The organism is Blastococcus mobilis, assembly GCF_900188025.1.
Taxonomy (GTDB): Bacteria; Actinomycetota; Actinomycetes; order Mycobacteriales; family Geodermatophilaceae; genus Blastococcus_B; species Blastococcus_B mobilis.
Window position 1 is genome coordinate 166,350 of sequence record NZ_FZNO01000006.1, and the last position, 25,729, is coordinate 192,078.

Annotated in this window: 31 protein-coding genes; 2 read left to right on the forward strand and 29 right to left on the reverse strand. The window is 71.4% G+C overall.

The genetic code is table 11. The features are described from left to right. Positions 1 to 100 precede the first annotated feature (100 nt). From CHB94_RS07555 to CHB94_RS07690, 29 genes are all read right to left on the reverse strand, one after another. On the reverse strand, positions 101 to 1,243 hold the full coding sequence (locus CHB94_RS07555) for an EscU/YscU/HrcU family type III secretion system export apparatus switch protein (RefSeq protein WP_089335959.1): 1,143 nt from the start codon (positions 1,241 to 1,243) through the stop codon (positions 101 to 103). Beyond that, positions 1,243 to 2,007 carry a flagellar biosynthetic protein FliR gene (fliR, locus tag CHB94_RS07560; protein WP_089335960.1) on the reverse strand — a complete coding sequence of 255 codons (765 nt, stop codon included), beginning with the start codon at positions 2,005 to 2,007 and terminating at the stop codon, positions 1,243 to 1,245. Before fliR ends, CHB94_RS07555 begins: the two co-directional genes overlap by 1 nt. Positions 2,008 to 2,014: 7 nt before the next feature. Continuing rightward, positions 2,015 to 2,290, reverse strand: coding sequence for a flagellar biosynthesis protein FliQ (gene fliQ, locus CHB94_RS07565; protein ID WP_089335961.1), 276 nt, complete (start codon positions 2,288 to 2,290; stop codon positions 2,015 to 2,017). Positions 2,291 to 2,372: 82 nt separating this feature from the next. After that, on the reverse strand, positions 2,373 to 3,215 hold the full coding sequence (gene fliP, locus CHB94_RS07570) for a flagellar type III secretion system pore protein FliP (RefSeq protein WP_089335962.1): 843 nt from the start codon (positions 3,213 to 3,215) through the stop codon (positions 2,373 to 2,375). After that, positions 3,212 to 3,643, reverse strand: a complete 432-nt coding sequence (locus CHB94_RS07575) for a FliO/MopB family protein (RefSeq protein ID WP_089335963.1) — start codon at positions 3,641 to 3,643, stop codon at positions 3,212 to 3,214. The genes fliP and CHB94_RS07575 overlap by 4 nt, the downstream gene beginning before the upstream one ends. Positions 3,644 to 3,716: 73 nt before the next feature. Further along, the gene (gene fliN / locus CHB94_RS07580; RefSeq protein ID WP_089335964.1) at positions 3,717 to 4,451 is read right to left on the reverse strand and encodes a flagellar motor switch protein FliN; all 735 of its coding nucleotides are present in this window, start codon (positions 4,449 to 4,451) and stop codon (positions 3,717 to 3,719) included. Beyond that, positions 4,448 to 5,455, reverse strand: coding sequence for a flagellar motor switch protein FliM (locus CHB94_RS07585; RefSeq protein WP_254920474.1), 1,008 nt, complete (start codon positions 5,453 to 5,455; stop codon positions 4,448 to 4,450). Before CHB94_RS07585 ends, fliN begins: the two co-directional genes overlap by 4 nt. A 166-nt stretch (positions 5,456 to 5,621) precedes the next feature. After that, positions 5,622 to 6,089: a flagellar basal body-associated FliL family protein gene (locus tag CHB94_RS07590; RefSeq protein WP_089335966.1), complete on the reverse strand. Its 468-nt coding sequence runs from the start codon at positions 6,087 to 6,089 to the stop codon at positions 5,622 to 5,624. After that, positions 6,086 to 6,991: an OmpA/MotB family protein gene (locus CHB94_RS07595; protein WP_089335967.1), complete on the reverse strand. Its 906-nt coding sequence runs from the start codon at positions 6,989 to 6,991 to the stop codon at positions 6,086 to 6,088. Before CHB94_RS07595 ends, CHB94_RS07590 begins: the two co-directional genes overlap by 4 nt. Before the next feature lie 73 nt (positions 6,992 to 7,064). Continuing rightward, entirely contained in the window at positions 7,065 to 7,835 is a 771-nt protein-coding gene (locus tag CHB94_RS07600) for a motility protein A (RefSeq protein WP_089335968.1), read from the reverse strand. Between the two features lie 3 nt (positions 7,836 to 7,838). Continuing rightward, complete coding sequence (locus tag CHB94_RS07605; RefSeq protein WP_089335969.1) at positions 7,839 to 8,123, reverse strand: flagellar FlbD family protein; 285 nt, start codon at positions 8,121 to 8,123, stop codon at positions 7,839 to 7,841. A 281-nt stretch (positions 8,124 to 8,404) separates the two neighbouring features. Further along, complete coding sequence (locus tag CHB94_RS07610) at positions 8,405 to 9,640, reverse strand: flagellar hook protein FlgE (RefSeq protein WP_089335970.1); 1,236 nt, start codon at positions 9,638 to 9,640, stop codon at positions 8,405 to 8,407. A gap of 57 nt (positions 9,641 to 9,697) precedes the next feature. Next, complete coding sequence (locus CHB94_RS07615) at positions 9,698 to 10,129, reverse strand: flagellar hook assembly protein FlgD (RefSeq protein ID WP_089335971.1); 432 nt, start codon at positions 10,127 to 10,129, stop codon at positions 9,698 to 9,700. Positions 10,130 to 10,146: 17 nt separating this feature from the next. Beyond that, a complete protein-coding gene (locus tag CHB94_RS07620; protein ID WP_176445453.1) occupies positions 10,147 to 11,646 on the reverse strand; it encodes a flagellar hook-length control protein FliK in 1,500 nt (499 codons plus the stop codon). A gap of 71 nt (positions 11,647 to 11,717) precedes the next feature. Further along, positions 11,718 to 12,659 carry a lytic transglycosylase domain-containing protein gene (locus CHB94_RS07625; RefSeq protein WP_089335973.1) on the reverse strand — a complete coding sequence of 314 codons (942 nt, stop codon included), beginning with the start codon at positions 12,657 to 12,659 and terminating at the stop codon, positions 11,718 to 11,720. Beyond that, positions 12,647 to 13,144, reverse strand: coding sequence for a flagellar FliJ family protein (locus tag CHB94_RS07630; protein ID WP_254920475.1), 498 nt, complete (start codon positions 13,142 to 13,144; stop codon positions 12,647 to 12,649). Before CHB94_RS07630 ends, CHB94_RS07625 begins: the two co-directional genes overlap by 13 nt. Before the next feature lie 25 nt (positions 13,145 to 13,169). After that, on the reverse strand, positions 13,170 to 14,480 hold the full coding sequence (locus CHB94_RS07635; protein WP_089335974.1) for a FliI/YscN family ATPase: 1,311 nt from the start codon (positions 14,478 to 14,480) through the stop codon (positions 13,170 to 13,172). Further along, positions 14,477 to 15,229, reverse strand: coding sequence for a FliH/SctL family protein (locus CHB94_RS07640; protein ID WP_089335975.1), 753 nt, complete (start codon positions 15,227 to 15,229; stop codon positions 14,477 to 14,479). The genes CHB94_RS07635 and CHB94_RS07640 overlap by 4 nt, the downstream gene beginning before the upstream one ends. After that, the gene (gene fliG / locus CHB94_RS07645) at positions 15,213 to 16,295 is read right to left on the reverse strand and encodes a flagellar motor switch protein FliG (protein ID WP_089335976.1); all 1,083 of its coding nucleotides are present in this window, start codon (positions 16,293 to 16,295) and stop codon (positions 15,213 to 15,215) included. The genes CHB94_RS07640 and fliG overlap by 17 nt, the downstream gene beginning before the upstream one ends. After that, complete coding sequence (locus CHB94_RS26070; protein ID WP_254920476.1) at positions 16,292 to 17,119, reverse strand: flagellar M-ring protein FliF C-terminal domain-containing protein; 828 nt, start codon at positions 17,117 to 17,119, stop codon at positions 16,292 to 16,294. The genes fliG and CHB94_RS26070 overlap by 4 nt, the downstream gene beginning before the upstream one ends. A 70-nt stretch (positions 17,120 to 17,189) precedes the next feature. Continuing rightward, positions 17,190 to 17,885: a flagellar basal-body MS-ring/collar protein FliF gene (gene fliF / locus CHB94_RS26075; RefSeq protein WP_254920477.1), complete on the reverse strand. Its 696-nt coding sequence runs from the start codon at positions 17,883 to 17,885 to the stop codon at positions 17,190 to 17,192. Then, a complete protein-coding gene (fliE, locus tag CHB94_RS07655) occupies positions 17,885 to 18,202 on the reverse strand; it encodes a flagellar hook-basal body complex protein FliE (RefSeq protein ID WP_089335977.1) in 318 nt (105 codons plus the stop codon). Before fliE ends, fliF begins: the two co-directional genes overlap by 1 nt. A 2-nt stretch (positions 18,203 to 18,204) precedes the next feature. Further along, complete coding sequence (gene flgC / locus CHB94_RS07660; protein ID WP_089335978.1) at positions 18,205 to 18,609, reverse strand: flagellar basal body rod protein FlgC; 405 nt, start codon at positions 18,607 to 18,609, stop codon at positions 18,205 to 18,207. Position 18,610: 1 nt separating this feature from the next. Next, the gene (flgB, locus tag CHB94_RS07665; protein ID WP_254920478.1) at positions 18,611 to 19,018 is read right to left on the reverse strand and encodes a flagellar basal body rod protein FlgB; all 408 of its coding nucleotides are present in this window, start codon (positions 19,016 to 19,018) and stop codon (positions 18,611 to 18,613) included. Between the two features lie 328 nt (positions 19,019 to 19,346). Continuing rightward, entirely contained in the window at positions 19,347 to 19,760 is a 414-nt protein-coding gene (locus CHB94_RS07670) for a hypothetical protein (protein ID WP_254920479.1), read from the reverse strand. A 14-nt stretch (positions 19,761 to 19,774) separates the two neighbouring features. Beyond that, positions 19,775 to 20,161, reverse strand: coding sequence for a flagellar export chaperone FliS (gene fliS, locus CHB94_RS07675; RefSeq protein WP_089335979.1), 387 nt, complete (start codon positions 20,159 to 20,161; stop codon positions 19,775 to 19,777). Between the two features lie 43 nt (positions 20,162 to 20,204). After that, the gene (fliD, locus tag CHB94_RS07680) at positions 20,205 to 21,569 is read right to left on the reverse strand and encodes a flagellar filament capping protein FliD (RefSeq protein ID WP_089335980.1); all 1,365 of its coding nucleotides are present in this window, start codon (positions 21,567 to 21,569) and stop codon (positions 20,205 to 20,207) included. Between the two features lie 124 nt (positions 21,570 to 21,693). Next, a complete protein-coding gene (locus CHB94_RS07685) occupies positions 21,694 to 22,530 on the reverse strand; it encodes a flagellin N-terminal helical domain-containing protein (RefSeq protein WP_089335981.1) in 837 nt (278 codons plus the stop codon). Between the two features lie 129 nt (positions 22,531 to 22,659). Further along, the gene (locus CHB94_RS07690) at positions 22,660 to 23,490 is read right to left on the reverse strand and encodes a sigma-70 family RNA polymerase sigma factor (protein WP_254920480.1); all 831 of its coding nucleotides are present in this window, start codon (positions 23,488 to 23,490) and stop codon (positions 22,660 to 22,662) included. A gap of 353 nt (positions 23,491 to 23,843) precedes the next feature. On the opposite strand from CHB94_RS07690, the gene CHB94_RS07695 reads away from it, so the two are divergent. Both CHB94_RS07695 and flgK read left to right on the forward strand, forming a co-directional pair. Next, a complete protein-coding gene (locus tag CHB94_RS07695) occupies positions 23,844 to 24,332 on the forward strand; it encodes a flagellar protein FlgN (RefSeq protein ID WP_089335983.1) in 489 nt (162 codons plus the stop codon). Next, a complete protein-coding gene (flgK, locus tag CHB94_RS07700; RefSeq protein ID WP_089335984.1) occupies positions 24,329 to 25,729 on the forward strand; it encodes a flagellar hook-associated protein FlgK in 1,401 nt (466 codons plus the stop codon). Before CHB94_RS07695 ends, flgK begins: the two co-directional genes overlap by 4 nt.

Sequence of the window (25,729 nt, forward strand, 5' to 3'; positions counted from 1 at the left end):
CGGCAGCCCGCCGACGACCTGGTACCCCGCGTCCGTGACGGCCCCTCTGCAGGGGCCCGCCGCGAGCGTGCGAGTGGTGGGAGGGCAGAGGGGTCCTCTTTCAGGCGGTGACGCGGCGGCGGCCGGCCTTGGGCAGCCCCTCCACCTCGGGTGGCTCGAAGCCCGGCCGGTGGAAGCCGCCCTTCACGCCGCGGGCCCCCAGGTGCATGACGAAGGCCAGCACGCGCGCGACGGCGGTGAAGAGCTGGGCGGGGACCTCCTGGCCGAGGTCGCAGGACGCGTGCAGCGCACGGGTCAGCGGGACGTCCTGCACCATCGGCACCCGCGCCTCCTGGGCGAGTGCGCGCAGCTTGGCGGCGACCTCGCCGGCGCCCTTCGCCACGACCCGCGGAGCGCCCTTGGCCGGGTCGTACTTGAGTGCGACCGCGACGTGGGTGGGGTTGACCAGCAGGACGTCGGCGTCGGCGACCTCGCTCATCATCCGGTTCCGCGACATCGCCATCTGGACGCCGCGACGGTGCGCCTTCATGTACGGGTCACCCTCGGACTGCTTGTGCTCCTGGGTGATCTCGTACTTGCTCATCTTGAGCTGCTTCATCATCTTCATCCGGACGACGACGTAGTCGGCCACGGCGATGACCAGCCCGGTGACGGCGACGACCCGGAACATGAGGATGGCCGAGTCGGTGAACGTGGCGGCGACGGCGGACAGCGGGAGGGCGCCGGCCGATGACACCAGCGCCTGCGCCCGGTCACTGGTGATGATCACGACGGTTCCCAGGGCCGCCGTCTTGATCAGCGCCTTGACCGACTCCCACAGGCCCTGGGTGCCGAACATCCGCTTGATCCCGGGGAAGGGATTCAGCTTCTTCATCGTCGGCTTCATCGGCTTGGCCGCGAAGCTGACCCCACCCTGTGCGGCCGCGGCCACGGTGCCGACGACCATCATCCCCAGCGCCATGGGCAGCAGGGTGGTCATGAAGGCGGTGAGCGCCTGCCCCATCAGCACCGAGAGCGCGCCCGGCTCCGGGTTGCTGGCCACCGAGCCGATCTGCACGAAGAGCTTCTGCACGGCGTCGAACGCGTTGCCCACCAGCATCGGCAGCAGGAAGCTCGCCGCCGCGACGCCCAGCCAGGTACCGAGTTCCTGGGTCCGCGGGATCTGTCCTTCCTTGCGCGCCTTCTTCAGGCGCTGCGGAGTGGGCTTCTCGGTCTTCTCCCCGCCGGGACCGTCCTTGGCCATCAGCCGCTCCGGAGGGAGACCATCGCGCGGGTCGCGTGGTCCAGCAACGCGTCCAGCGCGGGCGGGAGGAGCGGGAAGGTCAGGCCCAGCATCGTGAGGGTCAGCAGGATCTTGAGCGGGAACCCGAAGGAGAAGATGTTCAGCGCCGGCGCGGCCCGGCTGAGCAGCGCCAGCGCGACATCGGCGAGCAGCAGCACCGCCACCATCGGGCCGGCGATCTGGAGGGCGGCCAGGAACATCATCGAGAACGCGGTCGCCAGGACCGCGGCGATCTGGTCGGTGGGCACCTCACCGCCGACGGGCAGGCCCACGTAGGACGTCGCGAAGCCCTTGACGATGAGCAGGTGTCCGCCGCTGGTGAACAGCAGGGTGATCGCCAGCAGGTAGTGCAGGCGCCCGACCGAGGAGTTCTGCGTCATGGACAGCGGGTCGTAGGCCGGCTGCAGCGAGAAGCCGCCGGTGACGTCGAGCAGGTCGCCGGCCATCTGCACCGCGCTGAAGAACACCTGGACGACGAAGCCCAGTGCCGCTCCGATGATCACCTCGGTCACCGCGGCGACCACGAGGAAGCCGGCGGTCGGCTCGGGCAGCGACGGCGCGATCTGGGTGGAGAGCAGCAGCGACAGCGCCATCGCGAAGGCGCCCTTGACCGGCGCCGGGATGGTGCGGGAGTTGAACGGCGGGGCCAACAGCACGAAGCCGGTGGCGCGCGCCGTCCCGAGCAGGAGTGCCGCCAGCGTGACCGCCGGGACCGAGAGGTCCATCGCGGCGTCAGGTCCGGTCGAGCAGCGCCGGCAGCTGGTCGAACAGGCCCTGGGTGAAGCTGACCAGCTCGGCGAGCACCCAGTTGCCGGTGACCAGCAGCGCGATCGCGACGGCGATGATCTTCGGGACGAACGAGAGGGTCTGCTCCTGGATCTGGGTGGCGGCCTGGAACAGCGAGATCAGGAAGCCGACCAGCAGGGCGGTCACCAGAATGGGGGCGGCCACCTTCGCGGCGACCAGCATCGTCTGAGCGGCGATCTCGGTGACGTCGGCGTCGCTCACGACGACTCCTCCCCGACGCCCGTCGTACCGGTGAGCGAGGAGGTCGCGGTGCCCATCGGTGCACCCGCACGCGCGTTCGGCATCAGCCGCCCCCGCCGTACGAACCCACCAGCGCGGTGGTGATCAGCGCCCAGCCGTCCACGACGACGAAGAGCAGCAGCTTGAAGGGCAGCGACACGATGGTCGGCGGCACCATCATCATGCCCATCGCCATCAGTGAGGCGCTGACCAGCATGTCCAGCACCAGGAAGGGGATGAAGACGACCAGCCCGATGATGAAGGCGCTCTTGAGCTCGGACAGCACGAACGCCGGGACGAGGGTGGTCATGCTCACCTCGGCCGGGGTCGCCGGGGCCTCCTCGCCGGAGAGCCCGATCATCAGCTGGAGCTCGTCCTCGCGGGTGTTGCTGAGCAGGAACTCGCGCAGCGGGACGACCCCGGAGTCGTAGGCCTGCGACACCGTGATCGTCCCGTCCATGTAGGGCTGGAGGGCGATCTCGTTGATGTCGGCGAACACCGGCCCCATCACGAACAGCGTCAGGAACAGCGCGATGCCGGTGAGCACCTGGTTGGGCGGCGCGGAGGGCAGCCCCAGGGCGTTCCGGGTCAGTCCCAGGACGACGATGATCTTGGTGAAGGAGGTGCAGAGGAGCAGCACCGACGGCGCCACGGAGAGCACCGTGATCGCGAGGATCAGCGTGATCGAGCTGCTGGGCGAACCGTCGCCGATCGAGATGTCGACGTTGCCGTCCCCGGGGACGACCGGCGCCGTGGGCTGTACCGGGGCGGTGGGGGCGGCGGAGGCAGGCCCGGCGAGCAGCATCGCCGCCACCGTGCACAGCGCCGACAGCAGGAGGACCAGGACCGCCCGACGCCGCGTCGAGGAGCCCCCGGGCGCCCGGAGCGGGCGCACGGACGCGGTCATGACCGGCGGACCGTGCGCTCGCGGAGCTGGGTGACGAAGGCGCCCCAGCCGTTGCGGTCGAAGACCGAACCGGCGAGTGCCGGGCTGGTCGACCGGGCCCCCAGCGCCGGGATCTGGTCGGTGGCGGCGTCGGGGGCAGCGCCGACGTGCACGGGCACGCGGCGCTCCCGCAGGGCCGCGTCCACGGCCTCGCCGTCCACCTCGGCCAGCAGGGTGATCTGCTCCTCGGTCGCGCCCACGACCAGGACGACGTCGGCGATGCGGACGACGTTGAGGGTGCTCGCCCGGCCCATGCGCTGGCGGGCGACGACCTCGATCAGGCCGTTGCCCTGGCCCAGGCCGCGCTTCTTGGCCACGCGCGCGGCGAACAGCAGCACCGCGGCGATGAACGCCAGCGACAGGACCAGCCGGATGATCATCCACGTCATGCCGTCACCTCGCCGGCGTTCGGCCACCCCGTCACGCACGTCCCCGTGCCGGTGGCGGAGCGCACGAGGTCGCTCACGCCGACTGCCCCAGCTCCGCGGCGGCGTCGGTCACTATCTCGCTGATCCGCAGGCCGAAGTCCTCGTCCACGACGACGACCTCGCCGCGGGCGATGAGGGTGCCGTTGACCAGCAGGTCGGCCGGAGCGCTGGCGGCGCGGTCGAGTTCGACGACCTCACCCGGGTGGAGGGAGAGCAGCTCCTGCACGGTCATGCGGGTGCGGCCGATCTCGACCGTCACCTCCATGGCCACGTGCCGCAGCAGGTCCAGGCTGCCGCGCTGGGTCTGCGCGGCGGGGAGGGTGACCTGAAGGGCGAAGGTGGCCTGGTGCTCGGTGCCGGCCATGAGCGGGACGGCGACGAACATGCCCTTGTCCCGAAGACCGTCCAGCGCGGCGACCGGCTCCTCGACGCGCTCGGAGGCGATACGCACCCGGCCGAGCGTGGCGGCGGCGGCCTCGAGGGCCGGCCGCAGCGCGGTGGCGACGTCCATCCGGCCGACGGGGGAGTTGGAGAGGGCCTGGACGACGTCGGCGGAGACCACCAGGACGATGTCGCCGCTGACCTCGCCGGACAGACCGGCCGAGACGGCGGAGGCGGCGCCGGGCGGGAGCGGGACGCTGTCGGGGTCGCTGACGGGCGCGCCGGGGACCAGCTCCACCGTGGCCGGGACCAGGGTGGCGGCGGCGCGGGCGGCCGCCGTGACCACCGCGGAGACGGTCTGGGAGTCCTGGGACGTGTCGGTGCTCATGCTGTGTCCTTCGCGGCGGCGTACGGGGTCGGGACGATGGCGGCGGCCAGTCGGCGCCGGTGGTTGCTGGCGATCGCGTAGGCGAACGTCACGTCGTTGGTCGTGACCTCGAGCGGCGCGTCCGGTGGGTGGCGGAGGAGGAGGACGTCGCCGACGGCGAGGGAGAGCAGGTCCGCCGACGAGACGGTGAGCGGGGCGAAGCGCACGCTGACGTCGACCGGCACGAGGTTGAGCCGGGCGGTGAGCGCCTCGGCGGCACGCTTGCGCTTGGCCAGCGCCGTCTCGGAGAGCTGCGGCGAGGCCGCGTTGTTGAGCGCCTGGGCGAAGGAGGAGAACGGCAGGACGAGCGTCGCCTCGCCCTCCCGGGCGCCGACGGCCATCGCGAAGGTGGCGACCATGACGGTGTCGGACCCGGAGGCGGCCTGCGCCAGCAGCGGGTTGTACTCGAACCCGTTGAGCGCCGGCTGGATGTCGGTGATCGAGGCGAACGAGGCGGCGAACTCGTCGAGCAGCCGGCCCAGCAGGTGGTCGGTGATGGCGGACTCCATCGCCGTCATCGGCCGGTTCGGCTGCTCGGCCCGGCCCGAGCCGCCCAGCATGTGGTCCACGATGGCCATGGCCATGTCCAGCGGGTACGCGAGGAGGCCCTTGCCGGCCAGCGGCTCCAGCGTGAACGTGGTGATGAAGACGGGGTTGGGGAGCGTCACGAGGTAGTCGTCGTAGGAGAACTGCTCGATCCCGACGAGCTCGAGGCGGGCACCGGCGCGCAGGAAGGTCGTGAGGATGGTGGTCGCCTGGCGGGCGAAGGACTCCTGGGCGATCTGCAGGACCCGGACGTGTTCACGGGAGAGCTTCGTCGGCCGGCGGAAGTCGTAGGTGCGGGGCTCACCGCGGCGGCTGCGCCCGCTCGTCCCGCTGCCGGGGAGCGACGGTGCCGTGGGTGACGCCTCCGGGGACAGAGGGCCCGCCTTGCCGGGGGCTCGTCCGGTCTCGGGTTGGGTCACGTCAGACCTCATCGGCGGAACCGGGGCCGACCCTGACCGACGGCGCGGGAGCGCTTCCGGTCCTCCGGGAGAGGTGTGACGGGTGGTGCGGAGTGTGGTGGTGCGTGATGTGCCGGTGCCGTGCGAACGAGCGGCGGACCCCGCTGGGAGCGGGGCCCACCGCTCGTCACTGCGTGACGTACTCGGTGTAGTAGATGCCCATCACCATCGGGACGTCGTGTTCGGTGTAGGCCTCGATGATCTTCTGCTCCAGCGCTTCCTTGAGCGCTTCCCGGGCCCCGACCACGTCGGCCGGGTTCGCCTGCGAGAACGTCGAGATGATCTGGTCGTAGGCCTTGGCGCCGTCGACGCTCGCGCCGCCGTGGCCGCCGCCGGCGGCCGCCGTGGTGATCTCCAGGGTGATGCCGACCTTGAGGTAGCCACCCCCGGCGAGGTTGACCGCCACCGGCTGCAAGGCGACGTACCCGCCGTGCTCCGGGGGCGCGGCCTCGGCCTCGCCCGAACTGGCGAACAGGAAGAAGTAGGCGGCCCCGGCCGCGGCCACGAGAACCACGCCGAGGATGAGGAAGAGCTTCTTCTTGCCGCCCTTGCCCTCGGTCTCCTCGGTCTCGGAGGTCTTGTCTCTGGTGCTCACGGCGTTGCCTCCTGTTGGGTGGCGTCGATGCCCGGCAGCAGAGCGTTGGCCTCTGCCGAGGCGTTGGACAGGACGACGATGTCGACCCGGCGGTTGACCGACAGGGCGTTCGGATCGGACTGGGGGACCAGCGGCCGGGTCGAGGAGTAGCCGGTGGCCGACATGCGGGGTTCGGGAACGCCCTCGCCGGCGAGGTAGCGGAGCACGGTGCTGGCGCGGTAGCCGGAAAGCTCCCAGTTGGAGGGCCACGGGCCGCCCTTGGTGACGGGCAGGTGGTTGGCATGCCCCTCGACGCGCAGAACGTTGGACAGATCGGTCAGCGCAGGTGCGACGGCGCGGAGGATCGCTGCACCCTCGGGGCGGAGGACGGCCGCCTCGGCGTCGAAGAGGACCTGGTCGGCGACGATGTGCACCACGAGGCCTCGCTCGTCGACTTCGAAGCGTGCCGCGTCGGCGTATCCGGCCGCGGCCAGGGCGGCTTCGATCTCGGCCCGGGCGGCGGCGAGCTCGTCGTAGGCCGAGGCGGCCTCGGCGGCGATCCGCTCGGCCCGCTCGGCAGCGGCTGCCGCCGCGGCGGCGTCGACCTGGGTGTCCTGGACCGACGGGTCCGGCGGGATGGCGGAGGCGATGTCGATGGCCCCTGGCAGGCCGTCGAGCACGGCTCCCTCGGGAGTCGTGCCGGCCATCACGCTGATGGGAGCCCCGAAGCTCGCCGACAGGCCCTTGGCCAGGGCCGCGAACTTCGTCTTGTCGACCTCGCTCATGGCGTACAGCACGATGAACAGGACGAGGAGCAGCGTCATCATGTCGGCGTAGGACACCATCCACCGCTCGTGGTTCTCGTGCTCCTCCTCCTCGTGCTTCTTCGGGCGTCTGCGCCCCGGATGCGGGGCGGTGCTCACGAGCCCTCCTCGCCAGCGCTCGACGGCCGCGTTCGCGGGGCCGCTGCGTCGATGGGTGCGCCCGCACGCTCCCTCACGCTGCCTCCCGCTCGACCTCGCTCGGAGGCACCATGGCGGTGAGCTTCTGGCGCACGGCCCGCGGGCTGGTGCCGGCCTGGATCTCGGTGATGCCCTCGACCAGCAGCTCCATCTGCGCGGCCTGCAGCTCGCTGACCCGCATGATCTTGGCCCCCATGGGCAGGAACCAGAAGTTGGCTGCCATGACGCCCCAGAGGGTGGCGACGAACGCGGCGGCGATCATCGGGCCCAGCGACTCCGGGTCGTTGAGGTTCTCCATCACGTTGATGAGCCCGACGACGCAGCCCACGATGCCGATGGTGGGGGAGTAGCCGCCCATCTGGTTGAAGAACTTCGCGGCGACCTTGTCCTCCGACTTCTTCGCCGCGATCTCGCCCTCGAGCACGGCGCGGAGCTCCTCGGGGTCGGTGCCGTCGATGCCCATCTGCAGGCCGCGCTTCAGGAACGGGTCGTCGATCTGCTTGACCTGCGCCTCGAGCGCGAGCAGACCCTCCTTGCGCGCCTTCTCGGCGAGGCTCACCAGGGTCTGGATCTGCTGGGTCGGCGGGGCCACCTTGGCAGGCAGCACCCCCATCTTGAACCAGGCGGGGATCTTCTTCAGGTCGCTCATCGTGAAGCTCGACAGCGCCGCACCGAAGGTGGCGAAGATGACCAGGACGATCGCCGGGAGGAAGAGCAGCGACATCGGGTCGGCGCCTTCGAGGATCATGAAGATCAGCAGGGCACCGAGCGAGATCGCGAACCCGATCAGAGTGGCCGGATCCATGGATCAGCGCTCCTCGCGGCTCGGGAACGGGACGACCGACGAGTCCGCGGGGGCGACGCCCTCGCGCCGGGCCGGGCGGTACTCGCCGCGGTCCATCTCGTAGGACGTCGCGAGGATCCCCGCGCGGTACTCCCGGATCTCCTCGAGCACCTCGTCCACGGTCTCCTTGACCACGTACTTGGTGCCGTCCAGCAGGAAGGCGACCGTGTCGGGGTGCGCCTCGATCCGCTCGATCAGGTCGGGGTTGAGCGCGAACTGCTCACCGTTCAGGCGCGTCACACGGATCACGGTTCGGTCCTCTTGGTCGGTAGGGCCCGGAGGGGGCGGGAAGGCACTCTTCTCATCGGCTCACCAAGACCCTTCCTTGAGCCGAACGGCCGGTGAGGACGACGGCATAGCCCCGGGATCCCGCGGAAAATCGACGGCCCGGCCACTCCGCGGGGAGTGACCGGGCCGTCCCATGGCCTCCCTCCAGAGCCCTCACATGGCGGGGAGGTGGGAGCTGGAGGACCCGCCTGCCCCCCGTCGCTCGCACGCTCGCGGCGGGGCCCTACAGGCGGGCCGACGAACTAGCGCTTGAGGTTGACCAGGTCCTGCAGGATCTCGTCGGAGCTGGTGATCACGCGGCTGTTGGCCTGGAAGCCGCGCTGGGCGACGATCAGGCCGGTGAACTCCTCGGCGAGGTCGACGTTCGACATCTCCAGCGCACCGGACATCAGCGCGCCACGACCGCCTTCTGCCGCCGTGCCGATCTGCGCCACGCCGGAGTTCACCCCGACCCGGAACGAGCTGTTGCCGGCCTTCTCCAGCCCCCCGGGGTTGTTGAAGGAGCCCAGGGCCAGGCGGCCGATGGGCTGGCGCAGCTCGTTGGAGTAGACGCCCATGATCGTGCCGTCGGCACCGAGCTGGAAGGACTGCAGGGAGCCCAGTGCGTACCCGTCCTGCTCCGGAGCTCCCAGCGTGTTCGCACCGCCGTACTGGGTGAGCCCGCTGATGTTCACCGTCACGGCGTTCTGCCAGCTGGCGTAGGCAGCGGGAGGCGTGAACGCGGGCAGATTGAACGCTGGGCCGGCCGGGTCGATCAGGGCTCCGGCGGCGTCGAACTCGATCTGCGTGGCGGGCAGCAGATTGGTGCCGTCGGAGTGGTCGACGGTGACGTCCCAGGTGTTGGCGCCGGTCTTCGCGAAGTTGTAGAAGACCTTCTGCGCGACGCCCTGGCTGTCGTACATGGTGATGCCGGTCTGGGCCGTGGCACCGATCGCGGCGTCCGAGGGCAGGTTGCCGTTGACGATCCCGGAGGTGCTGGCGCTCGGGTTCACGAGCTGGCCGTAGGGGACCGACAGGTCACCGATGGGGCCGTTCGGGTTGACCACGCCATCGGCATTCGCCATCCAGCCCTGCAGGATCGAGCCGTCGGGTGTGACCAGCTTGCCGGCCCCGTCGAAGTCGAACGAGCCCGCGCGGGTGAACAGCTGCTCGCCACCGGTGCCGCGGGTGACGAAGAAGCCGTCGCCCTCGATCATGAAGTCCGTCGAGCGGCCGGTGGACTGGGTGGCGCCCTGGGTCCAGTTGGTGGTGATCGCGGCGACCTTCACGCCGAGGCCGACCTGCGCCGGGTTCGTGCCACCGCGGTCCGCGGCCGGGGCCCCGCCCGCGCGGATGACCTGCGAGAGCGTGTCCTGGAAGACGGTCTGCGATCCCTTGAAGCCCACCGTGTTGACGTTGGCGATGTTGTTGCCGGTGACGTCCATCTTGGTCTGGTGCGCGCGGAGGCCGGAGATGGCCGAGAACATGGAACGAAGCACGGAGAGGTTCTCCTCAGGTGTCGGGGTCGCCGGTCGGCAGGAGAGCGGTCGGGCGGGTCAGGAGGGCTTGGGGACGGCGATCTCGGTGAGGCGGCCGACCGGGACCTTGACGCCGTCGATGACGGCCACGGCCTCGCTGTCGCGGCTGGCGAGCCGGACCGAGGTGACGACCCCGGTCCTCGACGCGCCGGTCGTGTCGGTGTAGGTGGCGGTCCGTCCGACGAGGGCGCCGGCGGTGGCCGACTCCTGGAGGACGAGCATCGACGCGTTCTGGTTGACCAGCTGCTCCAGCTTCTCGACCTGACTGAAGGTCGCCGTCTGGGACATCATCTGGCTCGAGTCGACCGGATTTCCCGGGTCCTGGTAGCGCATCTGGGCGACCAGGAGCTTCATGAAGACGTCCTTGCCCATCTGGTCGGGACGGTCGACCGTTGAGGAGGCGGGGGTGTAGTACGTGCCCTCGATCCCGGTCACGCCTGGTGTCGTCATCGGTCGGTCGCTCCTTCTCAGACGCGCACGTCCACGCCGGACGACGTGGAGCGGTTGCGGGGCGGCGTCGGTCCGCTCACTGGGGTATCGGCAGGCGTGCCCCAGGGGCGTGACCGTTCGTCGCCCCGGTCCTGCTGGGTGCCGCGGTGGCCGAAGGCCTGCTGCTCGGCCTGCTGCTGTGCCGAGTGGCGGGCCAGCCACGAGCCGCCGGTGTCCCGGTCGACCTCCAGCCGGGAGCAGTTCAGCCCCGCGCCTTCCAGGTCCCTGCGCAGGTCGGGCAGCCCGTCGAGGAGGGCCGCCCGCCCGTACTCGTGTGCGCCGCGGAGGGTGAGGTCGACGGTTCCTCGGGTCAGGGTGACCGAGACCTCGACCGGCCCGAGGTTCTCCGGGTTGAGGACGAGGGTCATCGTCTGGGTCCCGTCGGGGCCGCGGCCGAGCACGGCGACCTGGCGGGCGATCTGTGACCCCACGGGCAGGGCCGCCGCCGATCCGGTGGCGCCGGTCGCGGCGGTCGGCGTGGTGGCCGAGACCGGCGCGGAGCTCGCCGCGGACCCGAGGAGGCTCACCTCGGAGACCCCGTCCCCGGCAGGAGCGCTCGGTGCCCCGGAGCCCGTACCGGGGTGCCCGGCGCCAGGCGACTGCGATCCGCCCGCCCCGGACGAGCCCACCTGCGCGGTGGCTGCGGCGGGAGCGGCTCCGGTCGTGCCCGCCGCCTCTCCCGATGTCGGCAGTGCGCTGAGGCCACCGGGTGCCACCGGCGCCTCGGGCACCGCGGCGGCCGGCACCACAGTGGCCGCCACCCCGGCGGCCGGCACCGGGGTGGCGGCGCGGGAGTCCCCGGCCACGACGACCGTGAGGCCGGCGGCTGCCGGCCCCCCGTGCGCGGCGGAGACGGGTGCCACGACAGGAGCCGGGATCGTCCCCGCGGCATCGGGCACCGGGACAGCAGCGGGTGCGGCGCCGACCGCGGGGGCCGGTACCGCGGCCGGCACACCGCCGGCGGCGTCGGTCGGTGCGGTCACCACAGGGCCTCCGGTCACATCGGCCCGGCCGCCCGGGGGAGCCGCCACCGCCGGGCCGACAGTCACCGTCGCGGCGGCGTCCGTCTGACCGGTGGTGGCGAGGGGGGTGCCCAGCACCATCGCCCAGACCGCGGCCGGCAGGCCCGTCCCCGCCGTGTCGGTCGCGGCGGTCTCGCCGGTTCCCCCGGCAGCATCGACGGCGGGGTCCGCGGCGCCGTCCGGCGTCGTGCCCGTGCTCTGGTCGACCGCCGCGCCGTCGCCCCGCGCCGCCGCGGCGGCCGCGCGGTCCAGTGCCCGGTCCGCCCGGTCCGCTGCCCGCTCCGCCTGCTGCATGGCCCGCGTACCGGCCTCGGTGGCCCGGTTCGCCGCTCGGGCCGCTCGGTCGTCAGGGGTGCTGCGGCGCTCGGCGGCCCGGTCCGCCCCGGGGAACCGGTCCGCGGAGAGAGCGTCGCCCAGGGCGGAGGCGAACGGTGACGCCCCGGCCGCGCCGCGCACGTCCGGACCGTTCGCAGGCCGCGCGCGATGTGCGATCGCGGTGCTGTGGAGGGGCAGCGCCCCGGGAGCCGTCATCGGTAGGTCTCCGCCTCGGTCATCACTGCACGGACGTAGTTCTGGGTCTCGGGGTAGGGCGGGATGCCGCCGTAGCGGCTCACCGTGCCGGGGCCGGCGTTGTAGGCGGCCAGAGCGAGCTCAGTGGACCCGAACTGCTTGGTGAGGCTGCTCAGGTAGCGGGCCGCGCCGTCGATCGCCGACGTCGGGTCGAGCGCGTTCACGCCGAGGCCCTTGGCCGTCGCGGGCATGAACTGCATGAGGCCCTGTGCACCGGCCGACGAGACCGCCGAGGCGTTGAAGCCGGACTCCTGCGACGCCACGGCCGCCAGCAGCGAGGCGTCCACCCCGTGGCGGGCGCCCGCCCGGGTGAACAGGTCGGCGTAGGGCACCCCGGCCAGCGCGCCGGCGGACGCGGACGAGGGGCCGGCCGCCTGCTGGGGGAGCACGCGGCGGATGACCGTCGGGCTGCCGACGTCCTGCACCTTCACGACCTCGCCGGCCTGCGGGGCGGCGATCATCTTGCCGTTGCCGATGTAGACCCCGACGTGGTCGATACCGGCCCGCGACGAGGAGTGGTCGAAGAAGAGGAGGTCACCCGGGCGCGCCTCGCTCAAGGAGGCCACCGGCTGGCCGCTCGTGGCCTGCTGGGAGGACGTCCGAGGCAGTTCGATGCCCAGGTTCTTGTAGACGAGCTGGGTGAAGCCGGAGCAGTCCAGCCCCTGCGTGGGGTCGGTCCCGCCCCACAGGTAGGGGACGCCGAGGTACTTCTGCGCCTCGGCGACGACGGCGTCCTCGCTCGCGGTCGGACCGGCGCTGGAGACGGTCGTGCTGCTCGTCCCGGTGAGCCCGGCGGCGGCGGCCGCGCTCGCCCAGGTGCCCGACGTCGAGACGGGGCGGTGCACGAAGCGGCTCTGGATCTCGCTGATCCGGGCCTGCACCTGGGTCACACCCTCCACGGCACCTCCCCGGTCTCGTGTCCCTGCTCCATGTCCTCGGCACAGTCATCGGCAGGCCGGGTGGCCGACCGTCCCGCGCGCCCGGTCACGAGGTCGTCGACGGCACGCTCCTCTGCGGTGTCCTCCGCGTGCTGGAGCTCGGCCATGTGTCGCTCGCGGAGCCGCTCCAGGCCCTTGGTGCGCTGCGCGGCCGCGGTCCACCGGGCACGCACGAGCGCCGACTGCTCGGCGGAGGCGGTGGCCAGGGCGCGGGCGTCCGAGGCGTCGGTGGCCGCGGTACGCAGCAGCGTCATGGCGGCGAGGAACTGGCCGGCGGGCAGTGACCGGGGGAGGACGGCGGTCGCGAGCGCCGTCTCGTACTCGGTGGCCCGGCGGTCGGCGTCGGCCGCGGCGTTCGCCGCCTCCGCCGCGGCGGCGGCTGCGGCCCGCTCCTCGCTCCGACGCAGCTCCAGCACCGGCTGCAGGCGGAACGCCGCCCGCTTCACGCGAGAGCCCTGCGCGACCGCGTCGTCACGCCGACCTCACGATCCGCTGCAGCCAGTTCCAGGACTCCGCCGGCGGGGTGGACTCACCCATGGGCTGCTGGAGGAACGCCTCGATGGCGGGCGCGAGCATGCGAGCGCGGTCGACGAGTGGATCGCTGCCGGTCTGGTACGCCCCGATCTCGATGAGCTCCCGCACGTCGCGCAGCGCGCCCATCAGCCGGCGGACCTCTCGGGCGTCGGCCATCTGCGCCGGCGGCACGACGGCCGTCGCGACACGGGAGATCGACTCCAGGACGTCGATGGCCGGGAAGTGGCCGGTCGTGGCCAGCTTGCGGGTGAGCACGATGTGGCCGTCGAGGATCGACCGCGCGGTGTCGGCGATCGGCTCGTTGTGGTCGTCGCCCTCCACCAGGACGGTGTAGAGGCCGGTGATCGAGCCGGTGATGCCGGTGCCGGCCTTCTCGAGCAGCTGCGGCATCATCGCGAAGACGCTGGGCGGGTAGCCCCGGGTCGCCGGCGGCTCGCCCGCGGACAGGCCCACCTCGCGCTGCGCCATGGCGGTGCGGGTGATCGAGTCCATGAGCAGCAGCACGTCGCGGCCCTCGTCGCGGAACGCCTCGGCGATGCGGGTGGCGACGAACGCGGCCTTGAGCCGCACCAGCGGCGGCTCGTCGGACGTCGCGACGACGACGACGGTGCGCGCCATGCCCTCCTCGCCAAGGTTCTCCTCGAGGAATTCGCGCACCTCGCGACCACGCTCGCCGATCAGGCCGATGACCCGGACGTCGGCATCGGTGCCGCGGGTGATCTGCGCCAGCAGGCTGGACTTGCCGACGCCGGAGCCGGCGAAGATGCCCAGGCGCTGTCCCTTGCCGCAGGGCACCAGCGTGTCCAGCGCGCGGACCCCGAAGGTCAGCGGCTCCTGGACCCGGGTGCGGCTCAGCGCGTGCGGCGTCTCGCTGGCCAGGTCCACGAAGGCGATCCGGGAGCCGAGCGGCGGACCGCCGTCGACGGGCCGGCCGAGACCGTCGAGCACCCGGCCCAGCAGCGCCTCGCCCACCGGCACCTGCAGCGGCATGCCGGTCGCGCGCACGGGCGCGCCGGCGTGGACGCCGGAGAGGTTCCCGAGCGGCATGCAGGTGAGCCGGTCCCGGCCGACGGCGACGACCTCGGCGAGCAGCGCGCGACTGCCGGGGTCGACCTCGACCAGGTCGCCGACGGCGGCGCTGATGCCGTCGACGGTCAGGGTCAGGCCCATGGCGCCGGTGACCGATCCGGTCACCTGCGGCCGGGCTGCGGCCCGGGCACGCGCCAGCACGGTGGACGGGAACGTCATGAGGCCAGGACCGCCTGCACCCGCTCGAACGCGGCACCGAGCTGGGCGTCGATCCGGCGGGGGCCGATCTCCGCGATCGCTCCGGCCCGTTCCACGGTCAGGTCGCCGACCACCCGGACGGTCTCGGGGAGCTCGGCGAGGGCCTCGGTGGGGATCTCGGCCAGGTCGTCGGGATGCACCCGCACCACCGCAGGCGAGTCGGACGGGGACAGCGACAGCGCGCGCCGGACGGCGTCCAGGACCGGGGAGTCGGCGAGAGCGAGCTCGCGGCCGAGCAGGTCCTCGACCAGGGTGAGGACCGTCCCGATGACGGTCTCGCGGATCTCGTCCGCGGTCGGCACCGACGCCTCGTCGAGACGCGCGACCGCGGCGGTGAGGGCTGCGGTCGCCGACGCCATCCGCCGCTCCCACCGGGCCTGCACGTCGGCGAGACGCTCGGCGGCGGCCCGCTCGGTCTCGGCGACCACGGCCGCTGCGGCGGTCATGCCCTCGGCGTGGCCGGCGGTGAAGCCCTCCGCGTGCGCGCGCTGGCGCAGCCGCGCCAGTTCCTCGGCGTAGACGTCGCCCAGCCGGAAGGACGGCCCGCCGCCGACGACCGGGACGTCGGCCGCGCGGCGGACGGTCGAGCGCCGCTCGACGGCCGGCTCGGACTGCTGGACCGGGATCTGCTCGGGACGGGACCCGCGGTAGGGAACGGCCCGCTGCGCGCCGGCGCCGCGCAGCAGGACACCCTCACGAGACGAACTCATCGTCCTGTCCGCGGGTCAGCGTCAGGACACCCTGCTCCTCGAGCGTGCGGATGATGCCGACGACCTTGGCCTGGGCCTCCTCGACCGTGCGCGTGCGAACCGGGCCGAGCAGCTCGATCTCCTCGTTGAGGTTCTCGGCGGCACGCTCGGAGAGGTTCCGGACGACCTTGTCGCGGACGTCGGGGCGGACGCCCTTGAGGGCTGTGGCCAGGTCGTTGGCCTCGACCTCGCGCAACACCTGCTGCAGGGAGCGGTCGTCGATGGTGACGATGTCCTCGAAGACGAACATCTGCGAGCGGACCTGCTCGGCCAGCTCCGGGTCGGTGCTGTCCAGCCACTCGAGGATGGAGCGCTCGGTAGGCCGCGGCGAGCGGTTGATGATCTCGACGAGGGTCTCGACGCCACCGACGGTGGTCATGTCCTGGTGCGCGAGGAGCGAGCCCATCCGGCGGCCCAGCTCTTCCTCGACGAGGCGGACCATCTCGGGCGACGTCCGGTCCATCGTGGCGATGCGGTGGGCGACCTCGGCCTGCTGTTCCGGGGCGAAGCCGGAGAGCACCTCGGCCGACTGGGCGGCGGTGAGGTGGGCGAGGACCAGCGCGATGATCTGCGCGTGCTCGTCCTTGAGGAAGGTGACGAGCTGGCGCACGTCGGCGTTGCGCAGAGAGGCGAACGGCACCTCGGTGTAGACGACGTTGAGCCGGGACAGGATGCCCTCCGCCTTGTCCTCGCCCAGGCCGGCCGCGAGGATCTCGCGGGCGAATTCGACCCCGCCGCGGCCGATGAACTGCTGGGCGGTCATGAGGCCGTGGAACTCGCTCATGACCTCGTCGACGTCCTCGACCTCGACCGAGCCCAGGCGCATCAGCTCCCGGGTCAGCGATTCGACCTCGCGGGGCCGGAGCTTGGTCAGGATGGCCCCGGCTTCCTCCTTGGTCATCTGGGCGAGGAACACCGCCGCCTTGCGGAGGCCCGGGAGCTCTGCACGTGGAGGAGCCGCCGGAACGGCGGGCAGGTTGGCCACCCCGCCCAGTCCGACCAGCTGCTCCATACCGGCCAGCGTCACGACTTGTTCTCCGTCAGCCAGCCGCGCAGCATCGCCGCGACCTCGTCCGGACGCTCGCTCACCATGGCCGAGATCTCCCCCCGCACCTTCTGCCGTTCGGCGGCCTCGAGCTCCATCTGGCGGTTGTCGATCTGGACCTCTTCGCGGCTGCTCGCGACCCGGAGGCGGTCGAGCTCGGCGAGCATGTCGTCGCTGAGCTCGAGGGGCTCGTACTCCTCCTCGATCTCGCTGCGGCGGCGCGACCGGAGCCAGACGATGAGGACGACGAGCGCGATGCCGGCGGCGATGCCACCGGTGCGGATCATCGACCACATCTGCTCGCTGGCCTCGGCCTCGCGAGCGGCCTCCATCTCCGCCGCGGCGGCCTCTGCCGCCGCATTGTCGAAGGGCATCGCGGCGACCGCGATCTCGTCGCCGCGCGCCTCGTCCAGGCCGACGGCGTTGCCGATCAGGTCACGGATCTGCTGCTGATTGAGGTTGCCGGCGACCGTGTCGTCCATCACCACCGAGACGGTCAGCCGGTTCAGCGCGCCAGGGGTGCCCTCGACGACCTCGGTGACCTTGCCGACGGAGTTGTTCGCCGTCGTCGACTCCTTGTTGTAGGCCGACTCGCCGCCGCCGGCGTTCTCCGCCGCGTCGGGCATGTTCTCTGGCCCCAGCACGCCCCCGACCGGGGCGCCCCCGCCGACGTACTCCTCGGTCGTCGTGGTCTCCGACAGCGGCGGGGTGTCCTCGTCGTAGACGTAGGTCTCCGACGTGGTGGCCCGATGGTCGAGGTCGACGTCCGCGCGAACGGACACCACGGCCCGGCCCGGGCCGAGCACCCGGTCGAGGATCTGCTGGGCGTTGGTGGCCAGCCGGGACTGGTACTCCTGCTCGACCTGCGAGCGGGCGTCACCGGCGCCGCCGGGTGATCCCGCTGCCGGGTGCGGCGAGCACCTGGCCGGCGGCGTCGGTCACGGTGACCTGGCCGGGCTCCATGCCCTGGATGCTGGAGGAGACCAGGTTGGTCACCGCCTGGATCTGTTCCCCCGACAGCGTCGTCCCGGCGGCGAGGTCGAGCAGCACCGACGCGGTGGGGTCGGCCTGGTCGGTCACGAAGACCTCGTCCTCGGGCAGGGCGACGTGCACGACGGCGGAATTGACGCCGTCCAGCGCCTCGAGGGTCTTGGATAGCTCCCCCTCCAGCGCGCGCTGGTAGGTGACCTGCTGCTGGAACTCGCTGGTCGTGATGCCCTGCTCGTCGAGGAGTGCGTACCCGGTGTCCTGACCGGCCGGCAGGCCCTGGCCGCTCATGGTCAGCCGCAGGTCGTAGACCTGGTCCTTGGCCACCATGATCGTCTGACCGCCGTCGGTGAGCTCGTAGGCGACACCTGCCGCGTTGAGCTCGTCGACGATCGCCGAGGCGTCGGTGGAGGCCAGGTTCGAGAACAGCGGGGCCTGCGTGGGGGCGGTGATCCAGCGGAAGAAGAAGAACCCGCCGAGAAGCAGCCCGAGGACGAGAAGGCCGATGACGACCTTCTGTCCGAGGCTGATCGTGGAGAACGTGGAGCGGGCGCGCTCCATCGTCCCGGCGAGTGCCGCATTCATCAGACCGGCATCCTCATGATCTCGTTGAAGGCCTCAACGGCCTTGTTCTTGAAGGTCACGACCATCTCGGTGGCCAGGGACGCCTCGGTCCTGGCGATGACGTAGTCGTGCACGTCCTTCAGGTCGCCGGTGGCGGCCTGGGCACCGAGGGCGTCCGCCGCGTTCTGCGTGCTCTGCAGCTCGTCGAACGTCGAGGCCAGCACCGAGGCGAAGCCGTCGGCACCCGCGCCGGCCTGCACACCGGGCTCGGTGACGCCGCCGACCGCGCCGAGGCCGACCGGGGTGATACCGCCGATGGCGCCGATGGGAGAGGTCATGGTCAGCCCTTCCCGAGCTGGAGAGCGGCCTGGTACATGTTCGTGGCCCGTTCCACCACGGCGAGGTTCGCCTGGTAGCCGCGCTGGGCGATCATCATCTGGGTCATCTGGTCACCGAGATCGATGTCGGGGTACTTGACGTAGCCCTCCTCGTCGGCGAGCGGGTGGTCCGGCTGGTAGACCATCCGGCCCTGGGGGTCGCCGAACTCGGCGCGGGCGACGCGGACGCCGCCGCTCCCCGAGCCGTAGTCGACCGACTGCGCGACGACGAAGCGCTGCTGGAAGGCGTCCTCGTCGGTCCGCCGGACCGTGTTGATGTTCGAGATGTTGTCCGAGACGGCGTCCAGCCACTTGCGGTGGACCATCAGCCCCGACCCGGAGATCCCGAGCGTGTCGAAGATGGCCACGTCATGCCGTCCTGAGGGCGGTGCGCAGGGAGTTGTACTTGCCGTCGAGCGCGTTCAGGGCCAGCTGGTAGCGCAGGCCGGTCTCGGTGGCGATGAGCGTCTCCGCGTCGAGGTTGACGTTGTTGCCGTTGGTGTTGGTCGGCTCGAGCGAGCGCGCGACCGTGCCACCGTTGATCTCCGGCGTCTCGCCGCTGCGCAGGGCGCCCTTGAGCGAGGACTCGAAGTCGACGCGACCGGCCAGGAAACCGGGCGTGTTGATGTTGGCGATGTTGTCGGCGGTGACGCGCTGGCGCTGCGCGAGGCCGGAGAGGCTGGCGTGCAGCGCCGCGGGGGTGATGTCGCCGATCACGGCGCGGGTCGCCGACGGGTGCAGCAGGACACGTTCGACCTCCGGGTACGCGGAAGGCACTCGCAAGCGAGTGCGGGGTCCGCCGATCCGTGGCGAAGTGGTGCTGTCCGTGCTCTTCCCTCATCGGCACCCCGGCCGGAGGGCCTGACCGCAGGTCCACCACACGAGGGACACGCGAGCCGGGCGGGATTGCGGTGGCTCGTGTGACCAGCGGTGACCTGGCCGTGTCCCGCGGCGGCTGGGGCGGGGGAGTTGGCACCATCCGTGCCTCGGGCCCGGGACGTGCGGGTGTCCCGTCGTCAGAAAGCACGAACGCCCCTGTCACCGGGCCGGTGACAGGGGCGAGGGGAGCGGCCGGCGATGAGGCCGCCGTGATCAGAACGCCGTGTCAGAGCGCCTGGTCGATGAACGACGCGACCGGCCGCGACGGACCGTAGGACATGCGAGCGGCGAGATCCCGCTGCTTCTGGGACTGGGTGATCCGCTCGACCAGTGCCTCGGCGACCGCGAGCTGGTGCTGCAGCAACCGGGCGGCCCGCTCGCGCAGGTCGTCGGGCACCGGGCCCAGACCCGTGGGCGGCACCCAGTCGGTGGACCGCCGGCCCCAGGCCGCGATCTCCTCGGCGCGGCCCCGCGCCATGGTCTCCTCAGCGGCGAGGACCTCGCCCTCGAGCTCCGTGAGGACCTGGTGCCAGTCCAGGGGACGCCTACGCCTGCCGTCGTCCCTCGACGTCGAGTCCCGGGCTGCGGAAGGGGGCGTGTACGGCTTGTGTCCGAAGCCCGCGGTGGTCGCGCCACTCACCGGCCCCACCGCGCTCACGACCGACTGCCGGCCAGCGAGGCAGCGGCCGCCCGCCACGCGTCGCGGAGCGGCTCCACCACCTGGCGGCAGGAGGAGATGCGGTTGGTGTCCAGCTTGATGTTGGCCTGGATCAGCTCGCCGATCAGCCAGCTGTAGAGCGCGGCCAGCCGGGGACCGCCCTCCCAGGCGTCCACCTGCAGGCTGGACATCAGCTCCATCACGATGGCTTGCGCGTGCTGCAGCTGTTCGTTCGCCGCCTCGCGCTCACCGAGCGCCGCGGCCTTCTGGGCTCGCTCGAGGTCCAGGGCGAGCCGGTCGTACAGCATCACCAGCACCTGCTGCGGCGAGCTCGTGGCGACGGCGTCACCGAGGTAGCGGGCGCGGAGGGAAGCGGCACTCATCGAGGAACTCCTGGAGCGAGAGGGGCGGTGCGAGGGGGCGGGCTCAGGACAGCGAGTTGAGCTGGCCGGCCAGCCAACTGGACTGGTTCTGGAGGGAGCTCAGCGCCGTCTCCATGGCGGTGAACTGCCGGGTGAGCATCTGCTTGCGCTTCGCGAGCCGGACATCCCAGGCGGCGATGCGGTCCTGGATCTCCCGGCCCATGGAGTCCTGCCCCGTGGCCAGCGAGGTCAGCGTGCCCGTGGTGGCGTCCGAGGCCGTCTTCGCCGCCGTGCGGAGCCGCTCGGCGATGCCGGGCACGGCGGCCACGTCGTCGCCGCCGCCGACCACGCCGTCCGGGCCGTTGCTCGCCGGGGTGCCAGCCATCAGCGTCTGCGCGAGCGCGGGATCGTCCTTTAGCGCTGCGGTGAACTTGTCCTTGGTGAAGGTGAGCTTGCCGTCGCGGGTCAACTCGAAGCCGATCCGGGCGGGGGAATCCGCCCCGACGGCCTTGGAGAGGGCCTCCAGCAGCTGACCGCTGATCTGCGTGACGGCGTACTCGCCGCGCAGCGCCGCGGTGCTGCCGGGCGTGTTGTTCGTCTGCTTTTTGATGGTGTCCAGCGCCGAGTTCACCGCGTCGACGAGCGCAGAGACCTTAGTGGTGACGGCGTCGGGGTCCGAGACCACGCTGACGGTGACGGGGGCGGTCTCCTCCTTGCTCACCGTGATGGTCGTGCCGGCGAGGACCCCCTGGAACACGTTCGTGGAGGAGGTCACGACGTAGGCGTCGGCGGTAGTGCCGATTTTCAACTCGGCGTCCCGGCCGACGCTGGCGGCCTTGAAGCTTTCGGTCCCACCCAGGGAGAACGCGGCGTTCTTGCCGGACGCGTCCGCGCTGATCTGGAGGGCGAACACGTTGGTCCCGGTCTGGACCACGGCGGCCGTGAGGCCGAGCTTGCTGCCGTTCACCTTGGCCGCGACCTGGTCGAGCGACTCTGTGCCGTCGAGGGCGATGGTGCCCTTGCTGGTCGCCCCGTCGAGGCTCCTGACCTCGATGTCCGTGAGGTTCGCCGCCGTCGTCGTCGACGCCCAGCGGGTGGTGCTCACCGTGGAGTGCGTGCTCGCCACTGAGGTCACGGTGAAGGTCAGCGAACCCGTCGCGGCGCCCGTCGCGGCCGCGACCGTCACGCTGCCGGTGGAGCTGGTGCCCTTCGTGCTCGTCCATGTCTCTGGCTTGAGGACGGTGTCCGCCGCGGTCGTGAGAGCCTGCAGGGCGGTGTTGACGGTGCGGTACGCGGTGGCGGTGGTCTGGGTCGCCGAGAGCTTCGCCTTGAGCGCCGTCTGCGGGGCCGCCTCCACCTGCATGAGTTGGGAAACCAATGCGCCGGTGTCCATCCCGGAGACCAGGCCGGTACTGATGCTCATCGTCATGTCGCTGGCTCCTGGGCTCGACGGGAAGGTGGTGGGAAGTGAGTGAGGGGGGAGACCCGAGGGCCTCCCCCCTCACCCGGGGTGCTGCTGAGGGACCGTGCCTCAGCTACTCAGCTGATCGGGATCAGCGGAGCAGCGACAGGACGCCCTGCGAGGCCTGATTGGCCTGCGCGAGCATCGCGGTGCCGGCCTGGGACAGGATCTGGGCGCGGGTGAACCCGACCATCTCCTGGGCCATGTCGGCGTCACGGATCCGGCTCTCCGACGCGCTCAGGTTCTCGATCGCGACGTTGAGCGAGTTGATGGTGCTCTCGAAGCGGTTCTGCGAGGCACCAAGGGTGGCGCGGGCGCTCGACACGGTCTCGATCTGGGTATCGATCGTGTCCAGGTCGGTCGCCCCGTCGGCGTAGGCGGTCGTGCCGTCCATCTTTGCACCGATCGTCGAGACCGCAGTCGCGACGGCCGTGACGTTGGCCAGCGTCACAACATCGGTCTGGCCGGCGCCGGCGCCCGTCTGGAACGTCAGCGTCGCCGTGTTGCCGTCGAGCAGCTTGGTGCCGTTGAAGTCCGTCCGGTTGGCGATGTTCGTCAGGGCGCCCGCGAGCTCCGTGATCTCCTTGCCGATGTAGCCGGCGGCCTTGGCGTCGACCACACCGGTGTTCGATGCCTGGACGGTCAGGTCGCGGACGCGCTGCAGGATCGAGTGCACCTCGGTGAGGGCACCTTCCGCCGTCTGCACGACGGAAACGCCGTCCTGCGAGTTGCGGACGGCGACCTTGAGGCCACCGACCTGCGAGCGCAGGCCCTCAGAGATCGCCAGACCGGCCGCGTCGTCGGCGGCGCGGTTGATTCGGAAGCCGGAGGACAGCTTCTCCAGCGACTTGCTCATCTGGTTGTCGGTGATCGACAGGTTCCGGTGAGCGTTGAGGGCGGCAATGTTCTGGTTGATGCGCAGACCCATGATGATCCTCCTTGGATGGGGTCTTTCCTTGTGATCCCGCTGCATCCGTGCTGCGGGGCGGTACGCATACTTCTTCGGCCTGGGGCCGCGGGCTCTTGAGCCGAGCGCAGGATTTTCTTTGTGGTCAGATCAGGCGGGTTGGGCCGCCGTCCCGCGTCCGGTCATCGGCCAGGTGGCCCGCTGGCGGGGGAGCGGTGCGGACAGGGGAGACCTGCGTGCGACGCGTTCCACGTAGGAGCGCTGCTGGTTGCGGGCCCGGACGCCCCCGTCGGCCGGCACTGCCTTGCCCTCCCACACCTCGCTCATCGCGGCGTGGAGCAGGGTCAGTGCACGCGCCCGCATCTGGGAGACCCGGGACAGGGTGACGCCGAGGTCCTCGGCGATGTCCGTCAGTGATTCATCACCGAAGAAATTGCGCTCGACCACCTCGTCGAGGCGATCGGGGAGGGCGCGGATCGCCTCGTGCAGGTAGCGGGCCCGCTCACCGCGCAGAACGGCGCGCTCGGGGGACTCGCCGGTGTCGGGCAGGTCGAGCGAGGTCCCGTCGGCGCCGTTCTCCGCGTCGATGCTGACCATCACGGCTCGGTGCACGTCGACCTGCAGGTTGTCGAGCTCGCTGCGCGCGACACCCAGGCTGGCGGCCAGCTCCTCGCGGGTCGGGGGGCGGCCCAGGGAGATGGTCAGTGCGTCCGCAGCCGCATCGGAGCGACGGGCCGCGGCCCGCACGGAGCGGCTGGCCCAGTCCCCGGAGCGCAGCTCGTCCAGGACGGCGCCCTGGAGGCGGGCGAGCGCGTAGGTGGCGAAGGTGGCGCCGGCCGACGGGTCGAACCGCTTGGCCACCTCGACGAGGGCCACGTGGGCGCAGGACAGCAGGTCCTCGCGGCTGACGTGACCGGGCAGCGAGATGCGGGCGGCCACCGCGTTCACCGCGAAGGAGGCCAGTGGCAGGTGCTCGGTCACCAGCGCGTCGATCTCGGCCTGCGGCCGGCCCCGCTGAGTCCGGGGGGTGCGATCGGACCGTGTTCGTTCATGCTGCGACCGCTCATGCGTGGGCCGCTGACGCAGGGAGCGTTCGGTCACCAGGGCACGGGCTGCACTCACGTTCCTTCTTCTCGGCGGACCGGAAGGTGCACGGCACCGCCCCTCGGCACATTTCCTCCGGAACTTGAGTGACGAGTTCCGGCTTCGGCTTGAGGGGCCGCCACGGCGTGCCGATGGCAGCTCGACGAGGAATCCGGCCAGGGCACACGCACGACCCGGCAGGCAGACGGTCGTCATCTGACGGAGCGAGACGACGGAAGGGCGGTGGACACGTGGACTACCAGCACCTGTCGACGTTGCTGTGGCGGGAACAGGAGCTCCTGGACCTGCTGCTGTTCAAGGCCGAGGAGAAGCAGTACCTGATCCTCACCGGCAAGACCCGCTGGCTGGCCCGCATCGCCCACGAGATCGAGGTCGTCCTCGACCAGCTGCGCACCCTCGAGGTGGAGCGCGCGGCGGCCACCGAGGCGATCGCCGTCACGCTCGGCATCGGCGCGAACCCCTCGCTGCGGCAGGTGGCCGAGGCCGCGCCGGCGCCGTGGAACGACCTGTTCGCCAAGCACCACGAGGCGCTGCTGGTGCTCGTGACCGACCTCCGCAGCCTGTCCGACGCCAACCGGGAGCTGATCGAGGGCGGCCTGTCCGCCATCGGCGACGCCCTCATGTCGGTGAAGGCGCCGTCGGCGGGGACCTACGGCTCGACCGGGCGCAACACCGGCGACGGATCGCACCGCGCGGTCACCCTGGACGGTGCCCTGTGAGCACTTTCTCGGCCCTCAACGCCGTCACCACCGCGCTCTGGGCGCAGCGCAGAGGCCTCGACGTCACCGGTCAGAACATCGCCAACGTCAACACCGAGGGCTACTCCCGCCAGCGGGTGGACCTGCGGGCGATCGGCGGCAGTGTCGTGCCCGCCTTCTACTCCACCAGCCCCGGCATCGGCCAAGGTGTCAGCGCCGAGAACGTCATCCGCATCCGCGACGCCTTCCTCGAGGGCCGTGGGCACAGCGAACACGCCAACGTGTCCCGGCTGACCGTGGAAACCGACGCCTACGAGCTGGTCGAGCAGGCGTTCCGGGAGCCGGGGAGCACCGGCCTGCAGAGCCTGATGTCGGACATGTGGAGCGGCTGGCAGGACGTGGCCGTCAATCCCAGGGACTCCGCGGCCCGGGGGCAGGTGCTCAAGCGCCTGGAAACACTCGTCGGTGGCCTGCACTTCAGCTCCGCGTCGCTCGACGCGCAGTGGAAGGAGACCCGGGAGAACCTCGAGGTCCTCGTCAAGGACGTCAACGCCACCGCCGCCACGGTCGCCGACCTCAACCGCGCGATCAAGCTCGCGGCCCAGAGCGGCCTGCCGGCCAACGACCTGTCGGACAAGCGGGACCTGCTGGTGATGAAGCTCGCCGACCAGATCGGCGCCACCGTCCGGCCGGGTGAGCACGGAGTCGTCGACGTGGTCGTCGGGGGCATGGCGCTGGTCGCGGGGGCGACGTCCAGCGAGTTCGCGCTCGTCGGCGCCCTGGGGCCGGGGGGCGTCGCCGCGGACAAGCCGCGCATCGTGACCGCGAGCGGCGGTTTCACGGTGCAGCCCGGCGGCACCGCCGCTGGTCAGCTGAACGCCATGAACGCGATCATCCCCGACCATCTCGCAGCACTCGACGCCATCGCCGTCGACCTTTCCACCACGTTGAACACCGCCCACCAGAGCGGCTACGACCTGGCCGGGAACCCGGGCGGCCCGCTCCTCGGCTCCGCTGCTGGGCCGGTCACCGCCGCGTCGATCACGGTCATGGTCACGGACCCGAACCTGGTCGCGGCATCCTCGATCGGCCCGGGGACCGCTTCGCTGGACAACGGCAACGCCGACAAGATCGCCCAGCTCCGCAGCGATCCCGCCGGCACGGACGCCACCTATCGCAGGATGATCGTCGAACTCGGGGTCCAGTCCGCTGTCTCGAAGCGGAACCTCGACATCCAGTCGGTGATCACCACACAGGTCGACGCCGCCCGCGAGTCGGTGGCCGGCGTCAACATCGACGAGGAGATGACCAACATGCTGTCCTTCCAGCACGCCTATGCCGCGGCGGGTCGGATGGTGACCGCGATCGACGAGACGCTCGACGTGCTGATCAACCGCACCGGGCTCGTGGGGCGCTGA

Coding starts and splice junctions, on each gene's coding strand:
- CHB94_RS07635 (WP_089335974.1), bottom strand. CDS start 14,480: ATGACGTTCCCGTCCACCGTGCTGGCGCGTGCCCGGGCCGCAGCCCGG.
- fliS (WP_089335979.1), bottom strand. CDS start 20,161: ATGAGTGCCGCTTCCCTCCGCGCCCGCTACCTCGGTGACGCCGTCGCC.
- CHB94_RS07615 (WP_089335971.1), bottom strand. CDS start 10,129: ATGACGACACCAGGCGTGACCGGGATCGAGGGCACGTACTACACCCCC.
- CHB94_RS07640 (WP_089335975.1), bottom strand. CDS start 15,229: ATGAGTTCGTCTCGTGAGGGTGTCCTGCTGCGCGGCGCCGGCGCGCAG.
- fliR (WP_089335960.1), bottom strand. CDS start 2,007: ATGGACCTCTCGGTCCCGGCGGTCACGCTGGCGGCACTCCTGCTCGGG.
- fliF (WP_254920477.1), bottom strand. CDS start 17,885: ATGAATGCGGCACTCGCCGGGACGATGGAGCGCGCCCGCTCCACGTTC.
- CHB94_RS07685 (WP_089335981.1), bottom strand. CDS start 22,530: ATGGGTCTGCGCATCAACCAGAACATTGCCGCCCTCAACGCTCACCGG.
- CHB94_RS07600 (WP_089335968.1), bottom strand. CDS start 7,835: ATGGATCCGGCCACTCTGATCGGGTTCGCGATCTCGCTCGGTGCCCTG.
- fliP (WP_089335962.1), bottom strand. CDS start 3,215: ATGACCGCGTCCGTGCGCCCGCTCCGGGCGCCCGGGGGCTCCTCGACG.
- CHB94_RS07555 (WP_089335959.1), bottom strand. CDS start 1,243: ATGGCCAAGGACGGTCCCGGCGGGGAGAAGACCGAGAAGCCCACTCCG.
- CHB94_RS07575 (WP_089335963.1), bottom strand. CDS start 3,643: ATGACGTGGATGATCATCCGGCTGGTCCTGTCGCTGGCGTTCATCGCC.
- fliN (WP_089335964.1), bottom strand. CDS start 4,451: ATGAGCACCGACACGTCCCAGGACTCCCAGACCGTCTCCGCGGTGGTC.
- fliD (WP_089335980.1), bottom strand. CDS start 21,569: ATGACGATGAGCATCAGTACCGGCCTGGTCTCCGGGATGGACACCGGC.
- fliE (WP_089335977.1), bottom strand. CDS start 18,202: ATGACCTCTCCCATCGGCGCCATCGGCGGTATCACCCCGGTCGGCCTC.